This window comes from Nocardiopsis sp. NPDC058631 (assembly GCF_042716955.1).
Lineage (GTDB): Bacteria > Actinomycetota > Actinomycetes > Streptosporangiales > Streptosporangiaceae > Nocardiopsis.
On the sequence record NZ_JBHXQY010000070.1, the window covers coordinates 1 to 23,482 of the forward strand.

Annotated in this window: 20 protein-coding genes and 1 other RNA gene; 3 read left to right on the top strand and 18 right to left on the bottom strand. The window is 70.3% G+C overall.

Annotation, left to right across the window (positions count from 1 at the left end; translation table 11 throughout):
* Positions 1-37 precede the first annotated feature (37 nt).
* On the bottom strand, positions 38-553 hold the full coding sequence (locus ACFWTE_RS21120; RefSeq protein WP_378781351.1) for an NADPH-dependent FMN reductase: 516 nt from the start codon (positions 551-553) through the stop codon (positions 38-40).
* Between the two features lie 619 nt (positions 554-1,172).
* Between ACFWTE_RS21120 and nagA the strand changes: the two genes are divergently transcribed.
* The gene (gene nagA, locus ACFWTE_RS21125) at positions 1,173-2,324 is read left to right on the top strand and encodes an N-acetylglucosamine-6-phosphate deacetylase (RefSeq protein ID WP_378781352.1); all 1,152 of its coding nucleotides are present in this window, start codon (positions 1,173-1,175) and stop codon (positions 2,322-2,324) included.
* 104 nt (positions 2,325-2,428) lie between these two features.
* Complete coding sequence (locus ACFWTE_RS21130) at positions 2,429-2,737, top strand: hypothetical protein (protein WP_378781354.1); 309 nt, start codon at positions 2,429-2,431, stop codon at positions 2,735-2,737.
* A gap of 342 nt (positions 2,738-3,079) precedes the next feature.
* Here ACFWTE_RS21130 and ACFWTE_RS21135 read toward each other — a convergent pair whose 3' ends face one another.
* From ACFWTE_RS21135 to ACFWTE_RS21190, 12 genes are all read right to left on the bottom strand, one after another.
* A complete protein-coding gene (locus tag ACFWTE_RS21135; RefSeq protein WP_378781355.1) occupies positions 3,080-3,871 on the bottom strand; it encodes a class I SAM-dependent methyltransferase in 792 nt (263 codons plus the stop codon).
* A 139-nt stretch (positions 3,872-4,010) separates the two neighbouring features.
* Entirely contained in the window at positions 4,011-4,781 is a 771-nt protein-coding gene (locus tag ACFWTE_RS21140) for a DUF2812 domain-containing protein (RefSeq protein ID WP_378781356.1), read from the bottom strand.
* Complete coding sequence (locus ACFWTE_RS21145; RefSeq protein ID WP_378781357.1) at positions 4,778-5,110, bottom strand: PadR family transcriptional regulator; 333 nt, start codon at positions 5,108-5,110, stop codon at positions 4,778-4,780. Before ACFWTE_RS21145 ends, ACFWTE_RS21140 begins: the two co-directional genes overlap by 4 nt.
* 393 nt (positions 5,111-5,503) lie before the next feature.
* Positions 5,504-5,875, bottom strand: a transfer-messenger RNA (tmRNA) gene (ssrA, locus tag ACFWTE_RS21150).
* Positions 5,876-6,284: 409 nt separating this feature from the next.
* Entirely contained in the window at positions 6,285-8,228 is a 1,944-nt protein-coding gene (locus ACFWTE_RS21155; protein WP_378781358.1) for a penicillin-binding transpeptidase domain-containing protein, read from the bottom strand.
* Positions 8,229-8,251: 23 nt separating this feature from the next.
* The gene (smpB, locus tag ACFWTE_RS21160; RefSeq protein WP_267948331.1) at positions 8,252-8,719 is read right to left on the bottom strand and encodes an SsrA-binding protein SmpB; all 468 of its coding nucleotides are present in this window, start codon (positions 8,717-8,719) and stop codon (positions 8,252-8,254) included.
* A gap of 73 nt (positions 8,720-8,792) precedes the next feature.
* Complete coding sequence (gene ftsX, locus ACFWTE_RS21165; RefSeq protein WP_378781359.1) at positions 8,793-9,704, bottom strand: permease-like cell division protein FtsX; 912 nt, start codon at positions 9,702-9,704, stop codon at positions 8,793-8,795.
* Between the two features lie 58 nt (positions 9,705-9,762).
* On the bottom strand, positions 9,763-10,452 hold the full coding sequence (gene ftsE, locus ACFWTE_RS21170) for a cell division ATP-binding protein FtsE (RefSeq protein WP_267948329.1): 690 nt from the start codon (positions 10,450-10,452) through the stop codon (positions 9,763-9,765).
* Between the two features lie 545 nt (positions 10,453-10,997).
* Positions 10,998-12,116 carry a peptide chain release factor 2 gene (prfB, locus tag ACFWTE_RS21175; RefSeq protein ID WP_378781361.1) on the bottom strand — a complete coding sequence of 373 codons (1,119 nt, stop codon included), beginning with the start codon at positions 12,114-12,116 and terminating at the stop codon, positions 10,998-11,000.
* A 72-nt stretch (positions 12,117-12,188) separates the two neighbouring features.
* Complete coding sequence (locus tag ACFWTE_RS21180; protein ID WP_378781362.1) at positions 12,189-17,057, bottom strand: NAD-glutamate dehydrogenase; 4,869 nt, start codon at positions 17,055-17,057, stop codon at positions 12,189-12,191.
* Positions 17,058-17,407: 350 nt separating this feature from the next.
* Positions 17,408-18,157 carry an HAD family hydrolase gene (locus tag ACFWTE_RS21185; protein WP_378781363.1) on the bottom strand — a complete coding sequence of 250 codons (750 nt, stop codon included), beginning with the start codon at positions 18,155-18,157 and terminating at the stop codon, positions 17,408-17,410.
* Between the two features lie 226 nt (positions 18,158-18,383).
* Positions 18,384-18,788, bottom strand: coding sequence for an HD domain-containing protein (locus ACFWTE_RS21190; RefSeq protein ID WP_378781381.1), 405 nt, complete (start codon positions 18,786-18,788; stop codon positions 18,384-18,386).
* A 119-nt stretch (positions 18,789-18,907) separates the two neighbouring features.
* Here ACFWTE_RS21190 and ACFWTE_RS21195 point away from each other — a divergent pair, with 119 nt between their 5' ends.
* Positions 18,908-19,321 (top strand): GNAT family N-acetyltransferase, encoded by a 414-nt coding sequence (locus ACFWTE_RS21195; RefSeq protein ID WP_378781364.1) that lies wholly within the window; start codon positions 18,908-18,910, stop codon positions 19,319-19,321.
* 126 nt (positions 19,322-19,447) lie between these two features.
* On the opposite strand, the gene ACFWTE_RS21200 is transcribed toward ACFWTE_RS21195, so the two are convergent.
* From ACFWTE_RS21200 to ACFWTE_RS21220, 5 genes are all read right to left on the bottom strand, one after another.
* Positions 19,448-19,900 carry a DUF6912 family protein gene (locus tag ACFWTE_RS21200; RefSeq protein ID WP_378781366.1) on the bottom strand — a complete coding sequence of 151 codons (453 nt, stop codon included), beginning with the start codon at positions 19,898-19,900 and terminating at the stop codon, positions 19,448-19,450.
* 95 nt (positions 19,901-19,995) lie between these two features.
* On the bottom strand, positions 19,996-20,685 hold the full coding sequence (locus ACFWTE_RS21205; protein WP_378781367.1) for an HAD family hydrolase: 690 nt from the start codon (positions 20,683-20,685) through the stop codon (positions 19,996-19,998).
* A gap of 142 nt (positions 20,686-20,827) precedes the next feature.
* The gene (locus ACFWTE_RS21210) at positions 20,828-22,504 is read right to left on the bottom strand and encodes a glycoside hydrolase family 3 protein (protein WP_378781368.1); all 1,677 of its coding nucleotides are present in this window, start codon (positions 22,502-22,504) and stop codon (positions 20,828-20,830) included.
* Between the two features lie 137 nt (positions 22,505-22,641).
* Positions 22,642-23,130, bottom strand: a complete 489-nt coding sequence (locus tag ACFWTE_RS21215; RefSeq protein WP_378781371.1) for a PTS glucose transporter subunit IIA — start codon at positions 23,128-23,130, stop codon at positions 22,642-22,644.
* A 27-nt stretch (positions 23,131-23,157) separates the two neighbouring features.
* Positions 23,158-23,469 (bottom strand): glucose PTS transporter subunit EIIB, encoded by a 312-nt coding sequence (locus ACFWTE_RS21220; protein WP_378781372.1) that lies wholly within the window; start codon positions 23,467-23,469, stop codon positions 23,158-23,160.
* Positions 23,470-23,482 lie beyond the last annotated feature (13 nt).

A 23,482-nucleotide genomic window follows, 5' to 3' on the forward strand; every position in this document is an offset into this window, starting at 1 on the left:
GGTGCGGGCCGCCGCCCGCCGGGAAACGGGAACCGGGTCAGGCGGCCACGGACACGGCCTGGCGCAGGCCCGGGGCGGCGACGTCCGCCCAGGCCCGGACGACGCTGTCGGGCCGATCGGTCTCGTCGGCAGCGAGGATCAGGCCGGGCTCGGCCACCCAGGCGCCCAGGTCGGCGAGCAGGATACGCAGGTCCTCCTCGATGCCGTGGCTGTTGCGCAGGTCGTTCACGACGGCGAGCGGAACCGCGACGGTGTGACCCAGTCCCAGTTCGGGGAGCCGGTCGAGGAAGACCTTCAGCAGGCCGGTGTAGGTGCCGTGCGCCTGCGGGGAGGCGACGAGCAGGACGTCGCTCTCCCTCACCTTGTCCAGGGCGGCGTCGACGGCCTCGGAGGTCTCGGAGAGCAGGGCGGGACCCAGGTCCGCGAGGTCGATGACGTCGGGGGTGGAGGTGACACCCGCTCGGGAGGCGACTTCCGAGGCGGCGCGCAGGGCGGCGTCGCGGACGGCGGAACGGGACTGGGGGGCGGCGACGAGCACGGTGAAGCGGGTCATGCGGAACTCCTGGGTTCGGTCAGAGCGAGCCGGGATCGACCGGAGGAAACGTCGGGGGGCGGCGATCGGGGTGCTGACACCGGAGAGGACGTCGTTCCTCTTACCGACACGGGGAGTGGACCTCGTCGTCCGGAACTCGGTGTGTCGGGCCTGGCAGGGAAGCTCCGCGGGCCGGGGTACGACCCGGGCCCAGAACTGGGAGTGATGAGCGTCCGGTGTCTGCGGTAGGGCACGGTCACGGGGTACACCCGTGGCGCGGGGCTACGGCCCCGCAAGGCACTAGCTACGACAGAGCGCGCTCGCCTGCTGTCTCAGATCGACATGCAGGCGCTGGACAAGCAGCTCACCGGCGGACATGCCTCCATCATGAGGCGCGTCGGCCGCTATCGTCAATGCGTGCCGACCCACCGCGTCGGGTCGGTGCCGCCCGACCCCGCACCGTCCAGCCCTCGGACAGCCGTCCCAGAGTGCGGAATGGCCCAGCTCCGCAGGGGATACGGGGTGCGACGGGGACGCGTGCACCCCCTCCCCCGTAGGACTTTCACGCCGATGTAATTTGCGACACACACCCTCCGCCCACCCGTTCACCGGGCGCCGCAGACGCAGAGAGAGCTAGAACATGGCCCACACCCCCGTCACTCTCACCAACGCGCGCGTCGTGACCCCCGACGGGGTCCACGACGGCTGGCTGCGTGTCGAGAACGGCCGCGTGGCCGCGCTCGGCTCGGACACCCCCTCCCCTGCCGGAGCCGCACCCGGGGAGATCCGCGACCTCGGCGGCTCCTGGGTCGTCCCGGGGCTGGTCGACACCCACGTCCACGGCGGCGCCGGACACGCCTTCCCCGACGCCGACCCGGAGGGCGCCCTCGCGACCATCGCCTTCAACCGCCGCCACGGGGTGACCTCCCTGGTGGGGGGCCTGGTGGCGGCCACCCCCGACGACACCGTCCGCCAGGTGGCGGCGCTGGCCGAGCTGTGCGACGCGGGCGAGCTCTCCGGGATCTACCTGGAGGGACCGTTCATCGCGCGCTCGAAGTGCGGGGCGCACGACCCGGAGCTGCTGCGCGACCCGGACACGGCCGAGTTCGACCGCTGGCTGGAGGCCGGCCGGGGCCACGTGCGGATGGTCACGGTGGCACCCGAACTGCCCGGAGCCCTGGACCTCATCGGCGCCGCGGTCTCCTCGGGGGTGGTGGCGGCCGTGGGCCACACCGAGGCCGACTACGAGCGGACCCTGGCCGCGTTCGACGCGGGGGCGACGGTGGCCACCCACCTGTACAACGCCATGCGGCCGCTCAACCACCGCGACCCGGGACCGATCGCGGCCGCACTGAACGACAGCCGGGTGACGGTCGAGCTGATCCTGGACAACGTGCACGTCCACCCGGGGGCGGCAGCGCTGGTGTTCTCGTCCGCGGGCGCGGACCGCGTGTCCCTGGTGACGGACGCGATGTCGGCGACCGGGCTGGGCGACGGCGAGTACACGCTGGGGAACCTGCGGGTGCGGGTGAGCGGCGGAGAGGCGCGGCTGGTGGAGAACGGGGCCATCGCCTCCAGCACGATCGTGCTGCCCCAGGCGGTGCGCAACGCGGTCGGGGGCCTGGGTGTCGGCGTGCCCGAGGCGGTACGGTCCGCGTCCTCGGTTCCCGCGGCGGCGCTGGGCCTGGCCGGAGTGGGGCGGATCGAGGTCGGAGGCCACGCCGACCTCGTCGTGATGGGCGGGGCACTCACGGTGGACGACGTGATGTACCAGGGCGCCTGGGTGTCGTAACGGCGTGTCGTATCCCGGGTACGAAACGGCAATATAACCCTGAGTAACAATGGCTTCAGGGCACCGAGGAGAGCACCCACGCTCGACACGAAAGGAACTGCGCCATGGCCCAGTCGAGACAGACGGAGGACGAGCAGCCGACCCCGGCGCCCTCTGAGGAGCACGGACACCTCGGCAAACTCGCCGGTGAACTGTCCCGTTACGCCGTCAGGGCGGACGTGGTCGACGGCAGCTCGCCCTGTCTGAGGGTGAGCAACCCCGCGTCCCCGTGCGTTGTCGAGGACGTGATCTGTGAACGCCGTGAGCACGACTACGCGTTCATCGCCTCGTTCGGGGTGTACCTGGGCAGCAGCGGGAGCCTCGGCGTCACGGCCCACAAGGTCGCCTGGCTGGTGGGGGCGACCGAGGAGTGAGCCAGGACCTCCGCGCCGGGCGGGGGCGGTGCCCGCGGCACCGCCCCCGTCCGTGTTCCGGTCCGCCCGACACCTCGTCGCGAGGCGCCCCCTCCCGCCGTGATTCCGTACCTGTCGCGAGTGTGGGCGCTTGGGGTCGAGTCGTCGTTGCGACAGGGAAGTCGTTGAGGGTCTCGGCCGGGGTGGTCCGGCCCGGTGGGTCGCGGAAGGGGCTCTTCCGCACAGGCGCGACCGAAGTGCGAAGGGGCGGAGCACCCACTCCGGCCTTTACGTCGTAGATTCGCAATGTCCGCCGGGCGACCGCGCCGTCCCCGCTCGCCCTCCGGCCGTCAACCCCGCCCCCTACCGGGGGGTGCGGGCGGTGACGCGGATCTTGGACTGGCCGTGCGGTCTCTCCTCCCAGTCGTCCATGAAGCGCGCGTCGAGCCCGTGCTTCTCCGCCAGGGCGACCAGCGTTCCGGTCCGGTAGTAGAAGTCCTCCCGCAGCACCTGGTGCTCCTCACCCTCCGTGCGGTCGAAGGTGAAGTCGAAGAACCCGCCCGGGGCCAGGATCCGCTCCACGTTCGCCAGGGCCTCGTCGATCACCTCGATCGGCGAGTGGGAGAACACGCTGTGGGCGTGCACCACGTCGAAACGGTTCTCGGGCAGGAACGAGAACGTCAGGTCCCGCGTGATCGTCAGGTGCGGCAGCTTGGACTGCAGCCCCCGCTCCGCGAGGACGCCCTTGGCGGCGATGAGGATGTCCGGGGAGATGTCGATCCCGTAGTAGCCGCCCTCGTCCAGGTAGTCGATCAGCCGCCACCCGGCCCTCAGGTTGCCGCAGCCGATGTCCAGCATCCGGTGTTCGGGCCTGAGGCCGTGCTCGACCAGGTAGTCGAACTGCATCCGGCCGAGCGCCAGCCAGCGCTCCTCGCTCTGGCTTCCCACGGCCGCCTTGGGGTCCCTGGCGGCGTCGGAGGCCATCACCGCCCGGTAGTAGTCCACGTGGTCCCGGTGGGTCATCCGCAGCTTCCAGTCCCGGACGGAACGGCGCACGTAGGGCACCACCCTGCCAGGGTTGCGCAACGCGTAGCGGACCTTGTGGCCCAGGGACGAACGGTTCGCTTGGAGGGAGGCGGCTGTCTTGTTCGGCATCAGCAGAACTCTCGTGTCGAAGGCGCTCCGCGTGCCCGCCGAGGCGCGGACAGGGGATCCCGAGGCTACTTCTTCCGCCGCACCCGCGGAAGGGAGCCGGGAACCCCACGGACACGGCTCCCAGGGCACCGGAGGAACGTCATCCGCCCGAGCGGTTCCGCCGTGACGCGGCCAGGCGTACGGCACCCCAGATCGGGAGGAGGACGAGGAGCGCCCCCATCACGGCGCCGACGAGGAACCCGGCCAGATCGGCGGGGCCGTCCGTGTCGACCACGCCCGAGACCAGGTTCAGGATCGACCATCCGCCTGCGACGAGCGCGACCACGAGGGAGGCGCCGATGGCGAGCACCCCCTTCCAGCCGAAGAAGTAACGGCGCCGACCGGGCTCGGGCGGGGCGTCCAGCTCCGCGGCGGGGCCGGCCGTGGCGGAGCCGGGGCGTTTGAAGTAGACGAGGACCGACCAGCGCCCGCAGGGCTCCCAGCCTCCTGGTGCCAGCCGCTCGGCGAGGAGCGCGTGGTCCGCGCGCCCGGCGCTGACCTCCTGGCGGTACTCCCAGGTCTGGGGCCGGTCCACGGACCTGCGGCTGACGAAGCGGCCGAGCCGGTCCACCCGCTCCACCTCCCAGCCCTGCGCGCCCATCTCGTCGAGTCTGGCGGGCCCCTCGAAGGCGTCGGCGGTCCACACCAGGCTCTCCTCCTCCTGCACCGGGCCGGCCCCCGGGGCCTCGTCCTCGCCGGGGAGGCAGGTCAGCGCTGTGGCGAACTCCCCCGCCGTGCCGAACTCGTCCTCAGGTGCAGCGCCGCTCTCGGCCGTGTGAGCGGCCAGATCGTCCAGCAGCGCCCGCGAGCGCTCGCCGTCCACACCGCGCTCGCGCAGTTCGGCGGCGAGGTCGCTGAAGTAGTCGCTCATCTGGTCTCTCCGTCCGTGAGCACCGAACGCACCGAGGCGTCGAACTCCATCCACGCCGCGCCCTGTTCCCGAAGGAAGGCGCGTCCGTCATCGGTCAGTACGTAGTAGCGGCGGCCGGGCCCCTTCTCCGCTGCGCGGTACTCCGCGGCCACCAATCCGGCCTCCTCCAGCCGGTTGAGCACCGGGTAGAGCGTGCCGCCGCGGATCTTTCCGAACCCGCGCTCGTCCAGTCGCCTGGAGATCTCGTATCCGTAGCTCTCGCCCCCGGTCAGATTGGCGAGGACCAGGAGGTCGAGCACCCCCTTGAGCCAGCTCGCCCGGCGATCCATGCGTGTTCCCCCTCTGTCGGGGCCGCCCGAGCCCGTCGTGTCGGACCGGCGGACTCCCCGCCTCCGCCACCCGCGGTGGCTCAACTGCCCTACCTAGACAGTAAAGCCATCTAGTCAGGAATACAACCTAGCTGGCGCAACCGACAACAGAGGACCCGCCACCGAGACGACCGGGGCCGCGGTGGAGGAAGCGGATACCCGGAACCGCCGCACGGCGGCCCATGGCGTCCTCGCGAATCCGGACCGGCGCCCGACCATTCCCGGAAAGCCGGACCGGCGCCCCGGACACGCGAAAGGCCCCGGCCCCGCCGACAACGGCGGGACCGGGGCCCGAAAAAGACGAAGGACGACCCTGCGAGCGCGATCACGCGCGAGCAGGGTCGTCCAGAAATCTCGTGGAGGTGGCGGGAATCGAACCCGCGTCCTTCAGCACCGAGCCAGGGCTTCTCCGGGTGCAGTCTGCGCTGTCGTTCTGCTCGGCCTCAGCGCTTGCACAGACACATCGCTGACAGGCCCAGCCACGAAAATTTCCCACTCGGGCCCCGTGGCCTGATCCGAGCGGTGAGTCATCTTGTTGATGCCGAGTCCTGGGCCGATGACATGCTCAGGTCGACAGAGACGCTATCGCTTAGGCAGCGAGAGCGAACTCAGTGCGCTTAGAATTGGCACTTGTGTTTATGCGAATGCAGGATTAACGAGGTCACAAACGCAACCCTCGACCCGCTTCCCCTGGAACGACTACCGAAGTCGAAACCGATCACCCCCTGTGAAATTGTCAAAGCCGTCCGTCAGACGGTCGGCCGACATGTGAGCGACGAACACCCACGCGTGCGCCACTCTACCCGTAGAACCACGCGGGGGCCAAGCTGATTCCCGTCTGGGGAGAGGAATCCTCCCGGACGGGGAGAAACCCCCGTGAGCGCGGACGCAAGAGGTGGTCGACGCAGCTCACGGAGGCCGGTCGGCAGGGTCGGGCCGACCTTGTGGGAACCGGCAGGATCTCCCCCGAGACGAGGTCCTGCCCTTCGCACTGGTCCGCTACCCCTGACGCGGTCCCAGTTACCGGGGAAGACGCGAACGGCCCCCCGGAGGGTTGCCCGGGAGGCCGTCTTCTGCGCGGGCGGTCGAAGCGCCGGCCGGCCGCGGCTCCGCGGAGCCGCGGCTCAGGCGACCGCTACCAGCCGACCTCCTCCTCGCTGCCGGTGAGGTCGGCCTCGTTCGGCGGTGCCTCCCCCTCGGGGGCGGCACCGGAGGCCATCGAGGCCAGGAAGGTGTTCGTGGCGTCCACCGCGTACTGCGACCACTGGGTCTGGCTCGGGTCCACCTCGGCCAGGACCGCAAAGGCGACCCCGTCCCTGTACCCCACGAACCAGTGCAGCGCGGTGCCGTCCTGCTCCGTGCGGGCGGCCTGCCCGTACACCTCTCCCCCGTGGGCGAGCAGCTCGGGCATCCGGTTGGTGACGGCGTCCCGCATCCCCGTGCGCACCACCTCCAGGTGGGCTTCGTCCAACGGCCCGTCCCCGGCCGGGGACGGCCCCTCCTGGCGGACCAGGGTGGGTGCGTGCCAGGTGCCGTCCGCGACGGCGCCGGCCGCGAGGGCCATGGTCAGCGGGTTCACCCGGACACCGTGCTCACCGATCATGGCCGAGGCGATGTCCTCGTCCGCGTCGCCGATGGAGACGGCACCGGAGGATGCCGGGAGGGGCAGCTGCCACTCGGCTCCGATGCCCAGCTTCTGGGAGGTCTCGGCCAGGGCGTCCGCCCCCACGTCGGATCCGAGTCCGACGAACCCGACGTTGCAGATGAAGGCCAGGTTGCGGGCCAGGTCCGGCTCACCGGCCAGGAACCCGCTGCTGGGGTTGACGTAGGTCCGGTCGCCGACCTCGGCGGAGAAGCCGCACGGCACGACCCCGTCGGGCGTGGTGGCACCGGACTCCAGTGCCGCGAGGGCCGACACGAGGGTGAAGGTTCCGCCGGGCTCGTAGGAGCCGGTGAGAGCCGCGTCGTCGGTGGTGTTGCCCGAGGCGTTGGCGGCGGCCAGGACCTCGCCGCTGGCAGCGTCCACCGCCACCATGTAACCGTTGGCCGGCAGGGTCTCCAGCGCCGTCTCGGCGGCGCGCTGCACACCCGCGTCCAGGGTGGTGTCGATGACGCCGCTGAGCTCCCCCGCCCACGAGTCGAGGACGTCGGTGACCTCCCCGCCGTCGTCCAGGGAGACGACCTGGGTGGTACCCGAGCCCGCCAGCTCGTGCTGGAAGATGTTCTGGAGGCCGCTCAGGCCGATGGTGTCGCCCGCCTGGTAGGGGCCGGGCACGCGGGAGGACACCCGGTGCTCGGACGTGCCGGCGACCTCGCCCAGGAGGAACGGCGCCATCGAGGGCGTCAGGTTGATCTCCACCTCCTGCGTGTCGACGCCGGCGATCTTTCCGGCCTCGCCCAGCAGGGTGGCGTCCACGCTGGAGCCGCGCATCAGCACGAGCGGCTGGAACTGCTCGGGCGGGGCGGAGCGCACCCGGTTGAGAAGGGGGCCGGGTTCCTCGCCGAGGAGTTCGGCGAGCTGGGTCACCCCGGCCTCCTTGTCCTCCATGTCCGCGGGGAGCACACCGAACGCGGTCACGCTGTCGGCGGAGACCAGCGGCTCGCCCTCGCGGTCGAGGATCTGTCCGCGTTCCTGGCTCTCGTAGCTGACCGCCAGGCGCTCGTTCTCGCTGAGGTCGGGGTGCAGGACGCTCGGCGACCAGCTGATCTTCCAGCCGTCCGGGCCCCACACCAGGGGCATGCGGCCGGTGTAGTTCCAGGTCGGGTCGCCGATACCGAGGTCCGCGTGCACCTCGAACTCCGCGTCGGCCGCCTCGCCGTCACGGGTGATGTGCCCCAGGCCGAAGCGCAGGGACGCCAGGTCGAGCTGTTCACGCATGTCCGTGAGCGCACCCGCCACCTCTTCGGGGTCCCCGTCGGTGTACGACGCGGCCCCCTCGTGGTCCCCGTCCTGCCAGGCGAGCAGGAAGGACCTGACCGCCACCTCCGGACTGGGGTTCGGTGTGCATGCGGCCAGAGTGGCGGCGAGGATCAGTGCGCTTCCGACGGCCGTGAACCGGCCAAGGGGACGGGGGGACACCGTGTGTGTTCCTTTCGGACGCCTCATCGATTACGGCGGCGGAGCGCGCGTTCCATGTCCCGCTTCGCCTCACGCTCGGCGATGTCGTGGCGCTTGTCGTACTCACGCTTACCGCGGGCCAGAGCGATCTCGACCTTGGCCCGGCCGTCGCTGAAGTACAGGGAAAGCGGTACCAGCGTGTGACCGGGCTCCCGGGTCTTCCCGATGAGTCGGGAGATCTGCTCGCGGTGCAGGAGTAGCTTACGCGATCGGCGCGCCGCGTGGTTGGTCCAGGTTCCTTGCGAGTACTCCGGGATGTGCACGTTCTCCAGCCACACCTCGCCGTCGTTGATGTGGGCGAACCCGTCGACGAGGGAGGCCCGGCCCTGCCTGAGCGACTTGACCTCGGTGCCGGTCAGCACGAGACCCGCCTCGTAGGTCTCGTCGATGTGGTAGTCGTGCCGGGCTCGCTTGTTCTGCGCGATGAGCTTGTGCCCGGTTTCCCGTGCCACAGGTCTGTCCCTTCATACGTCCGGGGGGCACGAGGCCCCCCGGTTGTGGTCTTTCCGCCCCGTGGCGGCCGCGTCAGACCTTCAGGTAGCGGCGCAGGGTGAGGAACGAGGTCACGGCGCACAGCAGCACACCGAGGATCATCGACACACCGATGACGTACATCAGCGCACCCGTACCGAGGGCGACGTCGAACTGGAACCATTCCTCGATCCGGGTGAGCAGCGTGTACCGGGTGGCCACGATGAACCCGGAGGCGATCAGACCGCCGGCGAAACCGGCGATCGCGCCTTCGAGGAGGAACGGCAGCTGGATGTAGAAGTTGGACGCACCGACCAGCCGCATGATGCCGGTCTCCCGGCGGCGGCTGTAGGCGGAGAGCCTGATCGTGTTGCCGATCAGCAGCGCGGCCGCGGCCAGCTGCACGAGGGCGACCACCAGGGCGGCCCACTTGAGGACGTCCAACAGGCCGAAGAACTGCTCCAGCAGGCCCCTGTCGTTGGAGACGCTGTCAACGCCCGGGGAGCCCTGGACCGCGTCGCGCACCGTGTCGTAGTGCGACGGGTCGGTGAGCTGCACCCGGTAGTTGTCCGGGATGTCGCCCTCCTGGGCGGCACCGGCGAGGGCCTCGTTGGAGGCGCCGAGCCGGTCCTGGAAGTCCTGCCAGGCCTGCGCCGGGGTCAGGTACTCGTACCCCTCGACCTCGCTCATGCTGTCCAGGTTGGAGGCCAGTTCGGCGCGGTCCTCCTCCGTCGCCGCGCCGTTCTCCTCGCAGACGCTGGTCGGCGAGATGTCGGTGCACATGTAGACGGTCAGCGTGATCCGCTCGTCCCAGTAGGTGCGCATCTCGGAGACCTGCTGGTTGACCAGCAGACCGGCACCGAACAGGCTGAGGGAGATGGCCACCGTCGTGATGACGGCGATGGTCATCGTCAGGTTTCGACGAAGGCCGATCCACGTCTCGGAGAGAACGAATTGTGCTCGCATGATCTGTTAAAGGTCCATCCTTCGGGGCTTTGCCGCGCCGGTCCTCGCAGCAAGGAGGTCAGTACGCCTGGCCGTAGACGCCGCGCGTCTGGTCGCGCACTACCAGGCCCTCTTCAAGCTCGATCACGCGCTTGCGCATCGAGTCGACGATGGCGGCGTCGTGTGTCGCCATGACGACGGTGGTGCCCGTGCGGTTGATTCGGTCCAGCACCTTCATGATGCCGATGGAGGTCGCGGGGTCGATGTTTCCGGTGGGCTCGTCGGCCAGCAGGATCTGCGGGCGGTTGACGAAGGCGCGGGCGATGGCGACGCGCTGCTGCTCACCACCGGAGAGCTCGTTGGGCATCCGCCCGGCCTTGCCCTCCAGTCCGACGAGTTCGACGACCTCGGGGACGACCTTGCGGATGAACCGCCGGGGCTTGCCGATGACCTCCAGGGCGAAGGCGACGTTCTCGAAGACGTTCTTGTTCGGCAGGAGGCGGAAGTCCTGGAACACGCATCCGATACGGCGGCGCAGGTGCGGGACCTTCCAGTTGGAAAGCCGCGCGAGGTCCTTGCCGGCGACGTGGACGCGCCCCTTGTCGGGTTTCTCCTCCTTGAGCACCAAGCGGAGAAAGGTCGACTTTCCGGAGCCGGACGGGCCCACCAGGAAGACGAACTCGCCCTTGTCCACGTCGATGGAAACACCGTCGAGCGCGGGGCGCTTCTGGGTCGGGTACTGCTTGGTGACGTTCTCGAAGTGGATCACAGGCGCATCACAAGGCTCTCGAAGGTATGGGCGACCTGGCGGAGGATACTCCGCTCGGGATCGTACCGGCCACATGGCCAACCGACAGTGTAGAGGGGGGAACGGCCCGGATTGTCCAGGTCGTGTCTCACCCGCAACATCAGTGCACTATCGGACAACAGCCATGAGCATATCGGAGGTGTCAACCGATGATAACGTTCACATATAGCAACTTCGGTAAAACTGCGGAGTCGTACTCATCACCATTGGGCTACGAGGCCCCCGCCCGCCCCGTGTGACTCACCCGCAGTACTCGTTTGACGACCGCGCGTGTCTTCACCCGTAGGGCGGGCACCCCGGCCCCGGCACCGGGGCGGCCCCCATGGCTTGTTCCGTGGATGCTTTCGGTTGATTCGGCGCTTGCGCCGATCGCCGCGAGCGGCCTCCAGGCAATCTCTCGCAAGACGAGTAGCGCAGGTCAGCCCGGGTCTGGCTGTCCAAGCGTGGTCGGCGCAGCGAGAGGCAGCCTGGCGGTTGCGAGCCCGGAATGATCCGCGGAACACGGCCTAGCCGTCCTGGCGTTCGCGACTGCGCATCCACCGGATCTCGGCGTCGATGAAATCGTCGATCTCACCGTCGAGGACCGCCGACGTGTTGCCGGTCTCCTTGCCGGTCCGCACGTCCTTGACGCTCTGGTACGGCTGGAGCACGTAGTTGCGCATCTGGGTTCCCCAGCTGCTCACCGAGTCGCCGCGGATCTCGTCCAGCGCCGCCTGCTCCTCCTGCCGCTTGCGCGCGAGGAGCTTGGACTGGAGCATCGACATCGCGGTCGCCTTGTTCTGCAGCTGCGAGCGCTCGTTCTGGCAGGACACCACGATCCCGGTCGGCAGGTGGGTGATGCGCACCGCCGAGTCGGTGGTGTTGACGCCCTGGCCACCCGGACCGCTGGAGCGGTACACGTCGATCCGCAGCTCGGTCTTCTCGTCGATGTCGATGTGGTCGCTCTTCTCGACCATCGGCACGACGTCGACGCCCGCGAAGGAGGTCTGGCGCCGGTTCTGGTTGTCGAACGGCGAGATGCGCACCAGGCGGTGCGTGCCGTGCTCGCCGCGCAGGGTGCCGTAGGCGAAGGGCGCCTTGACCGCGAAGGACGTGGACTTGATGCCGGCCTCCTCCGCGTAGGAGGTCTCGTAGACCTCCGTCGGGTAGCCGTGCCGCTCGGCCCAGCGCAGGTACATGCGCTGGAGCATCTGCGCCCAGTCGGCGGCGTCGACCCCGCCCGCCTGGGAGTTGATGGTGACGATGGCCTCGCTCTCGTCGTGCGGGCCGTTGAGCAGGGTCCGCACCTCCAGCTCGCCGATCTCCTTGCGCAGCTGTTCGAGTTCGCGGTCGGCCTCGTCCCGGGTGTCCGCGTCGTCCTCGCCCTCGGCCAGCTCGAAGAGCACGCTGAGGTCGTCGAGCCGCCGGTTGATGCCCTTGAGCTTGTTGACCGTGGACTCCAGGCTGGAGAGCCGGCGCGTCACCTTCTGCGCGTTGTCCTGGTCGGCCCACAGCTCGGGGTCCGCGGACTGCTCGCGCAGCTCGGCGATCTGGGTGCCCATCGCCTCCAGGTCCAACACTGCGGAGACGCTCGCCAACGTCGCCGCGAGTTCTTTGATCTTCTCTGCTGGGTCCATGTCTGCCACGGTCCCCAGTGTAGGACCCCGCAAAGCGGCGGGGCTCCGCGCGGCGTCGCGCGAAGCCCCGGACCGGCACGGTCAGTCGACCAGGGACCGGAAGGAACGCAGGGCCACCGAAAGTGTGGCCAGGTCGAACCGCTCGTTCTCCTGGATCTCCGAGAGGGTGATCCCGGCCCGTTCGACCGACTCGCGGTTCTGCCCGAACCAGGCGGCGATCAACGCGTCGGTCTCCTCCGACGCCCCGCTCTCCAGCACCCGGCTGGTGAGGTCGGCGTGCGCGGCGTACAGGTCGTCGCGCAGCGCGGACCGCGCCATCGTGCCCCAGCGGTCGTCGCGGGGCAGGTCGATGATGCGCTCGCGCCACCAGCTGACGTTGAGGCGGTCGGCCAGCTCGAAGTACAGCTCGGCCACCTTGTCGACCGGGCGCCCGGTGCGGTGTGCGATCTCCACCAGGTCCAGGGTGGAGTACGCCGGCACCAGGGCGGCGACCCGCTCGGCGAGGCCGGAGGGCACCCCCATCGACGTGTAGCGGTCACGCCGCTCGGTGAACGCCTCGCGGTCGCGTCCGCGGAGCATCTCGGCCAGGCGGGGCAGTACCTCGCCGACACCGTCCGCGAAGAAGCCGATCTCACTGCGAATGTCGAAGGGGAAGGTCCGGTTGCGCAGCAGCCACCGGGCGGAGCGCTCGGCCAGCTTGCGCGTCTCCAGCAGGAGGGAGAGCTGGTTCTCCACCGAGATCTTGTGGTCCAGCTCCTCGATCACGTCCCAGAACTCGCGCAGCTGCAACACCTCCTGGACCACCAGGAACGCGCGGGCGATGTCCGCGGCACCGGAGCCCAGCTCCTCGTTGAGGCGGAACGCGAACGTCACCCCGGAGCGGTTCACGAGCTGGTTGACGACCTGGTTGACGATGATCTCCCGCCGCAGCGGGTGCGAGGCCACGCCCTCGGCGAAGCGCTCCGACCGCAGCGGTGTGGGGAAGTAGTTGGTCAGGACGTCGGCCAGGTAGGGGTCCTCGGCCAGGTCGGACAGTCCGACCTGGTCCTTGAGGCTGATCTTGGTGTAGGACACCAGCGTCGCGAACTCCGGGCCGGTCAGGCCCTTGCCCGCGGCGCGCCGCTCCGCGATCGTCTTGTCCGACGGCAGGTCCTCCTGCTTGCGCTTGAGGACCTTCATCCGCTCCAGGTGCCGCATGTAGCGGCCGTGGACGTGGAGCATCTGCTGGTCCTGCTTGCGCGCGGCGCCCAAAACCGTGTTCTGTGCGTAGTTGTTGTCCAGGACCAGGTCGGCGACCTCGTCGGTCATGTCGATGAAGAGCTGGTCGCGGTCGTCCTTGCCGAGGCTGCCCGCCCGCACCTCGCGGTCGAGCATGATCTTGATGTTGACCTCGTGGTCGGAGGTGTCCACACCGGCGGAGTTGTCGATGAAGTCGGTGTTGACCCGGCCGCCCTCCCGCGCGAACTCGATGCGGGCGGGCTGGGTCAGGCCCAGGTTGCCGCCCTCACCGACCACCTTGACACGCAGCTCGGTGGCGTCGACGCGGACCTGGTCGTTGGCCTTGTCCCCCGCGTCGGCGTGCGTCTGCGTGCTGGCCTTGACGTAGGTGCCGATCCCGCCGTTCCAGAGCAGGTCGACCGGCGAGGTGAGGATGTGCCGGATGAGCTCGTCCGGGGTGAGCGAGGTGACGTCCCCGTCGATGCCCAGGACCTCCCGCACCTGCGGGGTGATCGGCACGGACTTGGCGCTGCGGGGGTGCACGCCTCCGCCCTCGGAGAGCAGTGCGGGGTCGTAGTCCTCCCAGGTGCTGCGGGGCAGCTCGAACATCCGCTTGCGCTCCACCCAGGAGGTGTGCGGGTCGGGGTCGGGGTCGAGGAAGACGTGGCGGTGGTCGAACGCGGCCACCAGCCTGGTCTGCGGGCTGAGGAGCATGCCGTTGCCGAACACGTCGCCGGACATGTCGCCGACGCCGACGGCGGTGAACGGCTCCTCCTGCACGTTCACGCCCATCTCGCGGAAGTGGTACCTGACCGACTCCCAGGCGCCGCGCGCGGTGATACCCATGGCCTTGTGGTCGTAGCCGACCGAACCGCCCGAGGCGAAGGCGTCGCCGAGCCAGAAGCCGCGCTCGGTGGAGATGGCGTTGGCCGTGTCGGAGAAGGTCGCGGTGCCCTTGTCGGCGGCCACCACCAGGTAGGAGTCGTCGCCGTCGTGGAGGACGGTGCGCTCGGGGTGGACCACCCGGCCGTCGACGAGGTTGTCGGTGATGTCGAGCAGGCCGCTGATGAAGTCCTTGTAGCAGGCGACGACCTCGGCCATGACCTGTTCGCGCGTGCCGCCCTCGGGCAGGCGCTTGCAGACGAACCCGCCCTTGGCGCCGCTGGGGACGATCACGGAGTTCTTCACCATCTGGGCCTTGACCAGGCCGAGGACCTCGGTGCGGAAGTCCTCGAAGCGGTCCGACCAGCGCAGGCCGCCGCGTGCCACCGAGCCGAAGCGCAGGTGCACGCCCTCCACGCGCGGGGAGTACACGAACATCTCGAACCGCGGCCGCGGGTGGGGCAGCTCCGGGATCTGCTGCGGGTTGAGCTTGAGCACCAGGTAGGGGTGTCCCTGGTAGTGGTTGGTGCGCAGGGTGGCGCAGATGACCGCCAGGAACGAGCGCAGGATGCGGTCGTGGTCCAGGCTGGCCACGGCCTCCAGCTCGCTTTCGACCTTGCGGACGATCACGTCGGCGCGCTCGTCGCGGCCACCGTCCGGCTGGTCGGGGTCGAAACGGGTCTCGAACAGCTCGACCAGCAGGTTGGCGATGCCGACGTTGGCGACGAGGACGTCGGCCAGGTAGTCGGGGGTGAACGTCGCCCCGGTCTGGCGCAGGTACTTGGCGTAGGCGCGCAGCACGGTGAGCTGGCGCCAGTCCAGTCCCGCCCGCACGACCAGGGCGTTGAACCGGTCGGACTCCCCGAGAACGCGCCAGGAGGCGTCGAAGGCCTCCTCGAACAGCGCCTTGAGGCGGTCGGGCGCGAGGTCGGACTCGGGGATCGGGCCGAGTCCGAAGTCGTAGATCCACACCTTGCCGACGCCCTCGACGGTGATGTCGGAGGGCCACTCGTCCACGACCTCGACACCGAGGTCCTCCAGGACGGGCAGGACGCGCGAGAGCGAGATGGGCTCGCCGATCCGGTAGAGCCGGAACCGCCAGGAACCGGGCCCCGCGTCGTCTCTGCGGTAGAGGCTGGCCGAGAACGCGCTGTGCCGCTCGTCGGGGTCGGTGCGGCCGAGCAGCTCCTCCAGCACGCCGATGTCCTCGGCGGCGGCGGCGGGGCTGTTGTCGACCTTGTACGCCTCGGTGAGGCCGCTGCCGTAGCGATCCTTGTACGCGGTGGCGCGGACGGGGCCGAAGGACCCGGTGAGGGCGTCGTCGAAGTCGACGTCCCAGGACCGGGCCGCGGTGCGGACCTTCTCCTCAAGGGAGACCTGGTCGATGTCGGCGAGGGTCTGGCCGTGCTGCGCGCGCGCCACCAGGTACAGGCGGGCGAGCGGGGCGGCGCCGATCATCACGTTGTGGTCCATCGTGGCGCCCTGGAAGGCCTCGGCGAGGACCTTTTGGATGTCGAGGCGCACGCGGGTGCTGTACTGGTCGCGCGGCATGTACACGAAGCAGGACATGTAGCGGCCGCCGTAGGGGTCGCGGCGCATGAACAGCTTGGCGCCGCGGCGGTCGCGCAGGCGCAGGACCCCGCGGACGATGTTGTACAGCTCGTTGACGGGGATCTGGAGGAGTTCCTCCCGGGGGAAGGTCTCCAGGAGCTCGATGAGGTCCGTGCCGTCGTAGCTGTCCGCCTCGAACCCGGCCAGGGCCAGCACCTCGGCCTGCTTGCGCCGCAGGATGGGGATCTGGGCGATGCTGGTGGTGTTGGCCTGGGAGGTGAACAGCCCCAGGAACCGGCGCTCGCCGACGATGTTGCCCTGGGCGTCGAACTTCTTGACGCCGATGTAGTCGAGGTACTTGGGGCGGTGGACGGTGGCTCGGGAGTTGGCCTTGGTCAGGACCAGGATGTAGGGCTCGCGGGCCTTGCCGCGGATCTCGGGGGGCAGTGCGGCGAAGCTGGTGGAGGCGGGCGAGTCCATGCGCAGGACGCCGAGGCCCGAACCGGGCTCGGGGCGCAGGGAGTCGTCGCCGTTCTCGTCGGTGACGAGGCTGTACTCGCGGTAGCCCATGAAGGTGAAGTGGCGGCTGGCCGTCCACCGCAGGAAGTCGACGCTCTCGCCGATCTCGCGCGGGTCGACTCCGCCGGCCGCGAGGCGGTCGGGGTAGGCGGCGAGCTCGTCGGCGATCCGGATGGCCCGGTTGCTCATCTTGGCGGCGTCCTCGTCCACGTAGCGGACGTCGTTGAGGACGCTCTCCACGCGGTCGGTGATCTCCTTGACCCGCTCGGGGTCGGACTGCCGGTCGATCTCGATGTGCATCCAGGACTCGTCGGTGGGGAGCAGGCCCTCCCCGCCGATCTCCGGGTCCACCCGCACCAGGTGGCCGGCGAGGTCGCGGCCGACGGTCATCTGCGGGTGGATGATCACCCGGGCGCCGGCTCCGAGCTCGTTGAGCGCCATGGTCACGGACGAGACGAGGAAGGGGGCGTTGTCGGTCACGATCTCGACGACGCTGGTCTGCTGCTCCCACCCGTCGCGGTCGGCGGCGGGGGTGTACACGCGGACCTTGGCCCGACCCGGGGTGCGCTCGGCGCCGAAGGAGCGGTGGGCCCCGGCCGGACCGCAGATCTGGTCCGGGGTACGCCCGGCGATCTCCTCCGGGTCCGTGTGGCGGTAGTAGAGGGGGAGGAAGCGTCGTACCGCGTCGGCCTGGTCGGGGCTGAGTCGCGTCCCCGGGGACCACTTGGCGGCCGCCTCGCTGAGCAGCTTCTGGAGGATGACGTCGGATTGCCCGGTCATATGGCTATCTCACTCCTTTGTGAGCAACGTCGCACGAGCACTGGGAGAACACCCGGTCATGTGACCTGTGAATTTCTGTGCAGGGTGTGTGATTCGGCGTGAGGGCCTTGGGCCGCAAGGAACCCCACGACCATGGTGTTGGGATGGGGCCTGTACGCACAGGCACTGCAGAAGCGAGGCACGGGACCTCTTTGTTCCGGCCTCGCCTGCCGACCAGGCTACTGCTTTTCGGACACGAGGGTAGGACCAACACCGTTACACGGTAGTTACGTCCTGTTAGAACTGGATTGCGACATTCGGTGCCGATATACACGGGGCTTCACCTTCCCCACCGCGGAACGAACATGTCGTCATGGAGCCGTTGCCTGATGGACCGCCGTCATCACGGCACGCGGGTCGGTCAGGTCGGGCAGCACGATGCGGGCACCGGCGTCACGCAGCTGCCCCTCCGTGGTCGACCCGTTGAGCACGGCCACGGGCGTGGCCCCGCCGATCATCGCGGCGCGGACGTCCGGGGCCGAGTCGGTGATGAACACGGTCTCCCCCTCGGTGTAGGCCCGGCCGCCGTCTCCCGCGGCGTGCAGACGGATGGACTGGATGAGGCTGGACTTGGGGTAGTTGACCGACCCGTACCCGCCGATGGCCAGGTTCAGGTAGGGGTCCAGCCCGAACGCGACCAGCTTCGCCGTGGCGTTCACGCGGGTGCTGCCGCTGACGACGGTCTGGACCGTGTCGGGGAGGGAGGCGACGGCGGCCAGGGACGCCGCCGCGCCCGGCATGACGCGGCCCCGGGAGAGGAGTTCGTCGGCGCGGTGGGCGAAGGACTCCTCCAGGGCGGCGAGGAACTCGCCCAGGACGGCGGTGTCGGGTTCGACGTCGACGTAGTTGCGGGCGCAGAACTCGAAGAACATCTCCGAGTCGGTCCGGCCCGCCGACGAGGTCAGGTAGACCAGCGGCTCACCCGTGACCTTCTCGAAGGCCTCGGCGTAGGCCGCCCTCATCACCTGGCCCGCGTCGAGGAGGGTGAGGTCGATGTTCCATAGCACCAGGCGGCTGATGGCTGACTCCTCGGCGTTCGGGGATGGAAGGGACGAGCCCATTTTGCCGTATGGGCGTTTCCGTGCGAAAACCACATCCGCTCCCGGTCAGGGTGTCAGAGCGGGAGGACCGACCGAAACCCGGCCGCCCTCCCCCGCGTGACGGCGGCGGGCCGCCGCCCGCGCACGGAGGGGACCCGCCCCGGGGCAGGAGCGGGGACCGGGACTTGCCACGGGCCCGGCCTGGCGCGTACGCGCCGGATCGGCCCGACCGTCGCGACCGTACCCGTCAGGAGCCGGACCGACGGTCCTCACCCATAGCGGCCCGCAGCCAATCCACAGGTTCTCCGGTGAGTGCCGCGTCCGCGAGTGCCCGCCCGCCCCTGGTCTTGATCCTCGCCCTGGAATTGTCGATCCAGCGCTGCGCCGAACCGTGGCCCCGGGCCCTGTACTCCATTCCCTGCGACAGGCACTCCAGCTTGTCCGCGTCCTTGGCGCACGCGGCCTCAGCGGTCTCCCTTGCTTCGTACTCCGCAAACGCCGCCCTCGCAGGATCCGCGCCCTCCATCGACGCGAGGACCGAGGCGATCAGCGAGGTGCGCCAGGAGTGCTCGGCGACGGACTCGGAATCGCGGACACCCGCCATCCACCACCCCGTACGGCGCTGGTTCTTGAGCGTCCCCGCCTCGTGCAGGAAACGGGCGGTGCGGGTGGCCTCCTCCCTGGGAAACCTGCCTTCTACGCCTTGGTGAGGCGAATCGCGTAACGGATGCCATCGAGGTGTACGCCGCGGACGGGTACCCGGTGGAGGGCGTGGCAGCCCCCGAGACCTGGCTGACGCCCCCGGGACTCCTGCGCTCCTGGGTGGCCGAGCGCGGCGGCGAGGTCGTCGGCCACGTCGGTGTGGGGCGCGCCGACGGCGGGGACGCCGTGCGCAGGGGCGCCGAGGCACTCGGGGTCTCCGGGGAGCGGATCGCCGTCCTGGCCCGGTTGTTCGTCGTGCCGGGGGCGCGGAGGCTGGCGGTCGGGGAGAGACTGACCGTGGTGGCGACGGAGTTCGCGCGGGCCTCGGGACTGCGCCTGGTCCTCGACGTCATGGCCGAGGACCGGGCCGCGATCCGCCTCTACGAACGCCTCGGCTGGGTGCGCACCGGCCAGGTCCGGCACACCGTGGAGGGCGCGGAGGCCGTCCCGGCCTACTGCTACCTCGCGCCTCCGCAGGGATGACGCCCCGGGTGAGGACTTTCCTGCCTCCGGGCCCGCGGTCCCGGAGTGCCGTGGACCGCGGGGGCCGGCCACCGAGGTGTGCCGGAGTGGCCCGGCGGGACGGACCCGTCCCGCCGGGCCCTCTCCTCACTCCCCTGCCACGAGGTGTCGGAGCTCCTGGACGGCGAACCACATGAGTTCGTGGTCGTCCGCGGCCCCGGATCCGGGATCCTCCGCCGCGGCGGCGACATCGGGCTCCGCCGCCGCGTCGTCCACGTGCGCCGAGGCCAGCTTCTTGTAGGGAACGGCGGCGGTGACACTCACACGGACCACTCCGCCGGTCGCGCTCCCGTGGCGCTCGACCACCGCGTCGGGCATGTTCGCGGCCAGCACCACCCGGCGGCGGGGCGCGCCGGTGTCGGCGGCGAGCAGGGCCAGGGACTCCTCGGCCGCCGCGTACATGGCCTCGTACTCGGCCTCCTCGGCGTCGCCGTCCGGACCGGGGTCGGCCGCGAACGCGGTCAGGGGGGCGCCCTCCAGACGCCCCTCCTCCAACAGTGCGGTGAGGGCGGGCATCGTGCTGGGCAGGAAGACGTACATGGGCGCGGCTGCTCTCCTGGGCTCGGGTGGAACCCCTTGAGTCTGCCAAGGAACCGGAGGTGGACGCGCCCCGCCCCGTGTCGGCGGCGCTCCTGTCAGGCCACCGCCCGGCCCCGGCGGTCGGCCTCGGGCGGCGTGCCCTCCGGGGCCAGGAACCGGTCCAGCGCCCGCTGCGTGGCGGCCACGTCGGTGTGCAGGATGCCGGTCATGCCGAGTTCCTCCGCGGTGCGGACGTTGTGTTCGAGGTCGTCGATGAACACGCAGTCCTCGGGCCGGAGCCCCAGGAGGTCGCAGGTGTGCAGGTAGATGCGGTGCTCGGGTTTGCGCATGCCCACCTCGCCCGAGATCACCACCGCGTCGAAGGTCGACTCGAAGTGGTCGCGCGGATAGCCGTTGCCCCAGGAGTTGGACAGGAGGGCGGTAACGGCCCCGGCGTCGCGGGCCCCGCGGAGCGCCTCGTACATGGTGTGCACGGGGTCGAAGTTGGAGAACATGCGGTGGATGAGGCCCTCGGCCACCACCGGTCCGCCGTGGGTGGAGCGCAGCAGCGCCGCGATGACGCGCTCGAACTCCCGGGTCTCGACCTCCCCCCGCTCCAGGGCGTGCACGGGGTTGCCGTCCGCGAGACTGCCGTCGAAGTAGGGGCGCATGACCTCGTAGTAGTGCTCGATGTCGATCCGGTCGGCGCGCAGCCAGGCCTGGATCCCCTCGGCCAGGGGCGGGGTGAGCACGCCGCCCCAGTCGGAGATGACCCCCCGTCGGGTGCCCTTGGTGCGGCTGTCCATCCGATCGCCTCCTTGGCCGTCCGTGTACCGGGACCCCGTCCGGCCTCTCGGACGCCCGAAGGACCGGGCGGGGAACGGTTCTTCCCGTTCCCCGCCCGGTTCAACCACCGCCGTTCCCCGGCCGCGAGGGCCCGGGGCTGTTTCAGAGGGTGAGTCCGGTACCGGCGTCGACACCGGCGCCGGGGATGTCCACGGGCAGGGTGCCGGACGGCTTCACCTGTCCCCCGATCACACGGGCGGCGGCGTTCACCGACACGTCCACGGCGGAGTAGACGGCGAGGAAGCCCTCCACCTCCGGGAAGGCCTCCAGGTCGTAGGGGCCGCCCTGGGAGACGACGACGACGGGGAGGCCCTGGGCGCGGGCGGACTCGACCAGCCCCCGCTGCTCCTGGGAACCGCGTGCGCCGTTGGTGCCGACGACGGCGACGTCCGCGCCGCCGGTCACGACGTCGAGTCCGGCCTCGGTGAGCGCGGAGGAGAGCGCCTCGGAGCCCACGCCCTGCACGCTCACGGCGGTCCCCTCGGCGAGGGGCAGCAGGTCGTCCTCGTTGCGCAGCAGGGTGGCGGAGGCGTCGGCCACGCGCTGGGCTGCCTCGACGTGGGCGGGGTCGTCCACGACGGCGGCCGCGGCCGCCGGGTCGACGGGCTCGGCCTCCAGCACGCCCCGCTTCTCCTTGAGCGTGAGAACCCGCAGCACGGACTCGTCGATGCGCTCCTCGGTGAGGCGGCCCTCCTCGACGGCGGTCCTGATCGCGGCGACGGCGGTGGCGGGGTCCGGCGGCATGAGCAACTGGTCCACGCCCGCCTCCAGGACGCGGACGGCGATCTCGCCGTCGTCGTGCTTTTGGCGCACGCCCTCCATGTTGAGGGCGTCGGTGGTGACCACGCCGTCGTAACCCAGCTCCTCGCGGAGGATGCCGTCGATGAGCGCCGGGGAGAGCGTGGCCGGTTCGGGGTCGTCCCCGCCGTCCAGCTGGGGCATCAGCACGTGCGCGGTCATGATCATGTCCACGTCCGCCTCGACGGCGGCCCGGAACGGGGGCAGGTGCTCGGCCTCCCACTGGTCGCGCGGCAGGTCGATGACGGGAAGGCCGCTGTGGCTGTCGACGTCGGTGTCGCCGTGGCCGGGGAAGTGCTTGACCGCCGAGGCCACGCCGTTCTCGGAGTAGGCGGTCGCCTCGGTGACGGCCATCTCCGAGACCAGGTCGGGGTCGGAGCCGAACGAGCGGATACCGATGACCGGGTTGTTCGGGTCGGTGTTGACGTCGGCGTCGGGCGCGTAGTTGAGGTTGACGCCCAGGGCGGCCAGTTCCGCGGCGGTCGTGGACGCGCGCAGGGTGGCCAGTTCGGGGTCGCCGGTGGCACCGACCGCCATGGCGTCGGGGAAGCGGGTACCGACGGGAAGCCTGGCGACGAGGCCCTGCTCCTGGTCGATGCCGATGAACAGCGGCACGCCCTGGCCCTGTTCGGCGGCGATGTCCTGCACCCCGGCCGACATGGTCGCGATCTGCTCGGTGTCGGTGAGGTTGGCGTCGAAGTAGATGATGCCGCCGGGGCGGTAGGTCTCGATCATGAGGGCGTTGTCGACGGCCGAGGTGCCCTGTGCGGTCAGGACGAGGAGCTGCCCGATCTTGTCGTCCAGGTCCATCTCGGCGAGAAGCTGCGGCGCGAGCACGGGTTCGAAGGGCTCTGCTTCGGCCGACGGCTGGGGTTCGCTGTCCTCCGGCGAGGAACCCACCTCCTCTGTGGAACACGCGGTGGCGATCAGGGCTAGTCCCACGCAGGCCGGGGCCAGAGCGTACGGAACGGGCAGTTTCATGGCGGGTTTCATCTCCGGCGGCTCATGGGGGTTCGCCGCCGGAGACTACCCCTTTCCGGGACCGGCGGAGCCGAGGCTCCACCGGGGGCGTCCGGGGAAGTCCGGCGCGCGGGCGGCCCCGCCCGCGCGCCGGGTGTTCACTCCCACGTGAAGAGGAGGTCCCCCAGGTCGACCCCGCCGTCCGCGACGTCGCCGAGGGCGCCGGGCTGCGCGTCCAGGGCGACCACCGGGACCACCGAGGGTTTGCCGTGGGCCGCGACGCTCCCCGGCGACCAGCGGATGACCGGTGTACCGGCCTCGACCGTGTCGCCCTCGGCGGCGAGGAGCGTGAACCCCTCCCCCGCGAGCTGGACCGTGTCGATCCCCAGGTGGACGAGCACGCCCCGGCGCTGGTCGGGCGAGAGCACGACGAACGCGTGGGGGTGCAGTTTCACGAGGGTCCCGGCGATGGGGGCCACGGCCTCCTGCCGGCCCTCCTGCCCGCCCTCCTGCCCGGGTTCGGGGTGGACGGCGACTCCCGGGCCGACCATGGCCTGGGAGAACACCGGGTCGGGCACCGTGGCGAGGGGAAGTGCGGTTCCGGGCACGGGAGAGAGTACGCGCAGCGCACCGGTCACGTCTGACATGGGGGTTCCCTTCCCTCACGGGGAGAGTTAATCCAGGATGTCGCGGATGTCGTCGGTGAGGGAGTCGGCTTCGGGGCCGACCACGACCTGGACGACGCTGCCCGAGATCAGGACCCCGTGGGCGCCGGACGCCCTCAGGGCGATCTCGTTCACGAGGGAGGGGTCGGTGACCTCGGTGCGCAACCGGGTGATGCAGGCCTCGATCTCCTCGATGTTGCCCGCACCGCCCAGCCCGGCGACGATCGCCGCTGCCTTGTCCGCCATGTGTCCTCCGTGCTCTGCCGTGGGGACGGGTGTGTCCCCGGGATCTGAGGTGAGCTTAGGGGTGGCGCACGCCACACACCAGTGCTTG

Coding starts and splice junctions, on each gene's coding strand:
- ACFWTE_RS21120 (WP_378781351.1), bottom strand. CDS start 553: ATGACCCGCTTCACCGTGCTCGTCGCCGCCCCCCAGTCCCGTTCCGCC.
- nagA (WP_378781352.1), top strand. CDS start 1,173: ATGGCCCACACCCCCGTCACTCTCACCAACGCGCGCGTCGTGACCCCC.
- ACFWTE_RS21130 (WP_378781354.1), top strand. CDS start 2,429: ATGGCCCAGTCGAGACAGACGGAGGACGAGCAGCCGACCCCGGCGCCC.
- ACFWTE_RS21135 (WP_378781355.1), bottom strand. CDS start 3,871: ATGCCGAACAAGACAGCCGCCTCCCTCCAAGCGAACCGTTCGTCCCTG.
- ACFWTE_RS21140 (WP_378781356.1), bottom strand. CDS start 4,781: ATGAGCGACTACTTCAGCGACCTCGCCGCCGAACTGCGCGAGCGCGGT.
- ACFWTE_RS21145 (WP_378781357.1), bottom strand. CDS start 5,110: ATGGATCGCCGGGCGAGCTGGCTCAAGGGGGTGCTCGACCTCCTGGTC.
- ftsX (WP_378781359.1), bottom strand. CDS start 9,704: ATGCGAGCACAATTCGTTCTCTCCGAGACGTGGATCGGCCTTCGTCGA.
- ACFWTE_RS21180 (WP_378781362.1), bottom strand. CDS start 17,057: ATGACCGGGCAATCCGACGTCATCCTCCAGAAGCTGCTCAGCGAGGCG.
- ACFWTE_RS21185 (WP_378781363.1), bottom strand. CDS start 18,157: ATGGGCTCGTCCCTTCCATCCCCGAACGCCGAGGAGTCAGCCATCAGC.
- ACFWTE_RS21200 (WP_378781366.1), bottom strand. CDS start 19,900: ATGTACGTCTTCCTGCCCAGCACGATGCCCGCCCTCACCGCACTGTTG.
- ACFWTE_RS21205 (WP_378781367.1), bottom strand. CDS start 20,685: ATGGACAGCCGCACCAAGGGCACCCGACGGGGGGTCATCTCCGACTGG.
- ACFWTE_RS21210 (WP_378781368.1), bottom strand. CDS start 22,504: ATGAAACTGCCCGTTCCGTACGCTCTGGCCCCGGCCTGCGTGGGACTA.
- ACFWTE_RS21215 (WP_378781371.1), bottom strand. CDS start 23,130: ATGTCAGACGTGACCGGTGCGCTGCGCGTACTCTCTCCCGTGCCCGGA.